Source organism: Thalassoglobus neptunius (assembly GCF_007859735.1).
GTDB classification, from domain to species: Bacteria; Planctomycetota; Planctomycetia; order Planctomycetales; family Planctomycetaceae; genus Thalassoglobus; species Thalassoglobus neptunius.
In genome coordinates, this window is record NZ_SIHI01000117.1 from 1 (window position 1) to 3,250 (window position 3,250).

General features: G+C 53.1%; 4 protein-coding genes. 2 read left to right on the plus strand and 2 right to left on the minus strand.

The genetic code is table 11. The features are described from left to right. Positions 1 to 285: 285 nt before the first annotated feature. Complete coding sequence (locus KOR42_RS25950) at positions 286 to 804, minus strand: hypothetical protein (RefSeq protein ID WP_146512705.1); 519 nt, start codon at positions 802 to 804, stop codon at positions 286 to 288. 271 nt (positions 805 to 1,075) lie between these two features. Between KOR42_RS25950 and KOR42_RS25955 the strand changes: the two genes are divergently transcribed. Beyond that, positions 1,076 to 1,546 (plus strand): Rrf2 family transcriptional regulator, encoded by a 471-nt coding sequence (locus KOR42_RS25955; protein ID WP_146512706.1) that lies wholly within the window; start codon positions 1,076 to 1,078, stop codon positions 1,544 to 1,546. Then, positions 1,533 to 2,228 (plus strand): class I SAM-dependent methyltransferase, encoded by a 696-nt coding sequence (locus tag KOR42_RS25960; RefSeq protein ID WP_146512707.1) that lies wholly within the window; start codon positions 1,533 to 1,535, stop codon positions 2,226 to 2,228. Before KOR42_RS25955 ends, KOR42_RS25960 begins: the two co-directional genes overlap by 14 nt. Positions 2,229 to 2,578: 350 nt before the next feature. Here KOR42_RS25960 and KOR42_RS25965 read toward each other — a convergent pair. Then, the coding region (locus KOR42_RS25965; RefSeq protein WP_231741147.1) for a hypothetical protein at positions 2,579 to 3,250 on the minus strand (672 nt) is incomplete at its 5' end.

The following is a 3,250-nucleotide window of genomic DNA, read 5'->3' on the forward strand; positions in this document are numbered from 1 at the left end:
TGATGCGACATGCCCGGACTCCGTTCCGAGATGACAAAGGAACTTGTGTGACAACAATGCCTTACGTCATCACAACATTTCCATCAAGACGTCTTTTGATACAACACTAAAAAGGTTAACGGCGTTGGGTGGCCCGGCCGACGTCGGCTGGGTTGCGTAGCAACAAGATGCTTCACCGTCCGGTTTCTCACTCGACCCGACGGCAGAATCATCATCCGTTTCCAGTCTCAGACCCCCTTCACCACGCCACCCTGCCCCATTTTACTAACTTTCGAATCGTCCGGGTTAGTAGCCTGCACGGACCCAGTTCCGTTCCGAGAAGTCCATCCCGAAGGATTCGTAGGCGCTTCCGTTCAGGGATGCGGAAATCACCAACTGGCCCCCAAAGCTGACGTCGCCGAGGCCATGGGGATCCCAGCGACCAACAAAGTTGAACACAATTTGCGATACGGGGTTACTTTGACGCGAGTGCGACTGGCCCCGCCAATTGACCGTAAAGCTGGAGGTGTACATCCCGCTCGACGCATCCACCAACCCTTCGACGCGCGCATTGCGGATGTCGTACCCGTTATACTGATAGATCAGTCGGAAGTAAAAAACCTGCCGACTCCACCCGGGGCGGGGGTGAAATGCTGTCAGCTTAATCCGTGTATTCATGTCTCGCCATCGCGCCGAATTCGGCGTCTTCGGATGCATGTAAGACACAGCCTTCGAGGTGCTCGAAAAATTTCCGGAATTTCCGTATTCCGCTCCGGTTGAGAATACCGCAAGCCCCAAGCCTGCAACTGAAACTGGATCAACCATTTGAGATCTCCGTGGTTTGATGGCCTGTGAGGAATACTGCCGACGCTGATGTATCACATTCAAACGACGCAGCACCATTATCCGGAAACACGATGAGCGGTTGCTAAGAGATTCAAAAGAAATCAGATGTTTGTGAGAATTCACGTAGTGACACGGGAGCACGGGTGCCCTGCCCTTGCTCCGAGAATGCGATTCTCCCTGAAGCGATGAGTAGCTGTGTTCTGTCCGGATGGGCTTGACAAAGGAAGTTTCTCGCAACACACTGAGTTACATGAAACGAGACAGCAAGCTTTCCGGAGTGCTGCACATCTTGCTGCACATGGCGGAGTTGGAAGAGCCAGTCACATCCGAGGATCTGTCGAAGATGATGGACACCAATCCAGTTGTGGTGCGTCGGTTGATGGCAGGGCTGCGCGAGCAGGGCTACGTGCGTAGCGAGAAGGGGCATGGTGGCGGTTGGACTGTAGCTTGCAACCTGACCAAAGTCACTCTCCTGGACATCTACAAAGCAGTCGGAAGTCCGTCGCTGTTAGCGATCGGCAATCGCACTGAATCGCCTGGTTGCCTGGTGGAGCAATCCGTGAACGCGGCACTGGGCAAGGCATTTGACGACGCCGAGCAACGACTGCTGCGGCGACTGGGCGAAGTGACACTCGCTTCGCTGAGTGCCGATTGTCACCAACGACTCGAAGCCAAAGGAATCTCACTTAAGGCGAAACGGAATACACATGGCGTCCAGTAAAGAATTGCAGAAAGCGGCGTTTCACGATCCGAAAGCGGTCGCCCAGTACCCCGACTCGCCGCGTCGTGCAGTGCCTGGATTCGCGGACATGCAGCGAATGGTAACGCTATTGCTCACCGAGCGTGTTGGCAATAGCGGTCGTATCCTCGTTGTCGGAGCTGGCGGCGGACTGGAGTTAAAAGTCTTTGCAGACGCCAAACCGAGCTGGACGTTTGATGGCGTCGACCCGTCTCCAGCCATGTTGGAACTCTCCAGACAAATCCTTGGTCCGCATCTCTCGCGGGTCGCACTTCACGAGGGCAAAATCGACGTCGCACCGGAAGGACCGTTTGACGCAGCGACTTGCCTATTGACCATGCACTTTGCCGACCTTGATGAGCGCAAACAGATGCTGACAGCCATTCGTGGGCGACTTAAACCAAACGCCCCGTTTATCACGCTCCAATTAAGTTTTCCTCAAGCAGACGGCGAGCGAGAACAGTGGCTTGCTCGCTACACAGCTTATGTAGTAAGTTCCGGTGTCGATCCGCAAAAGGCATCGCAGGCAAGTGAGGCGATCGACTCGCATCTCACGATTCTCGATCCACAACAAGACGAATCGCTCCTGCGTGAAGCGGGATTTTCCGACGTGAGTTTGTTCTATGCCGGATTGGCTTTTCGAGGATGGGTGTCCTATGCATGACGAAGCGACACCGATTGGGCGCTGCGATAGAGGAACCCACCTCCGACGACGGGTGCGACTCCGTGTTACGCACTCTACATGACTGTCGTCAAACGTTCCCCCCTGGCCCCCAGATCGAACCGACAGTGCCAACATTGTTGTAAGGTGTGGGTTTCGCTCACGAACTTACCGAACGATTGACCGGTGAGTCTACCGGAATCATTATACGTTCTGGTGAGGTGAGTCGTCACCTCCTCTTCAATTTTGTCGTGCAGTCTCCGCGAATTATTGGTCTTCGTAATCACCGCTGAATCGGGATACGCGATCGTCGCACAAGAATCGGCCGGTGGAACCGCCCCTATGTCACTCGCTCAACTGTGATCCAGATACTGGTCTCCTCTCAATGGCAATGGTTCACCTTCCCAATTAGGTAACGGCGTGGACGGACGGACGATCATTTCAGGGAATTTTGGAACCATGCCACCGGACCACGGATTCTCTTTGTCTACAATTGGAAAGTGGGGGTTCGCATACCAAAACCAGCCCACTGTACTCGAACGAAACCTAAGCACTTCGAAAGAAAGCCATCGCAACCATTCTGCACAACGATTGCTCACATTATTTTCATTTAAGTTTTCAACGAGATCTTCTCTACCAGTCGCCAGCGCATAAAAAGCAAAATTCCGACCATACCAGACACGGTCGTCATCATCCTTAATGTGTTCGACTATCGTCTTAATGTTCGTCCACGTAGTATTTCGATTAAGGTTGCGTCCTCTCCAGACGACGAATTGATACAAAGCCGCTCTTTTTTTTGCGTCTGATGCAATAAGCTCCATTTGATATTGTGCAGACGCGCGTGAACAAGCAAGCCAGACTTCACCTCGAGGTTGTATTCTTGCTCCATTCTGAACTGAGAGCCTATCCGGAATCCTCTTCATGCTGTAAGTCGGTATTTGAACGGAGCTTGGTTGGGTGAAGGAGCTAAGCGGCGGAGCATGCGACCAATGGAAGCCACATAGATCATGGCTTCGCTCGATTTG

Excerpts from the sequence above, each read along its gene's own strand:
- KOR42_RS25950 (WP_146512705.1), bottom strand. The coding sequence starts at position 804 with ATGGTTGATCCAGTTTCAGTTGCAGGCTTGGGGCTTGCGGTATTCTCA.
- KOR42_RS25960 (WP_146512707.1), top strand. The coding sequence starts at position 1,533 with ATGGCGTCCAGTAAAGAATTGCAGAAAGCGGCGTTTCACGATCCGAAA.
- KOR42_RS25955 (WP_146512706.1), top strand. The coding sequence starts at position 1,076 with ATGAAACGAGACAGCAAGCTTTCCGGAGTGCTGCACATCTTGCTGCAC.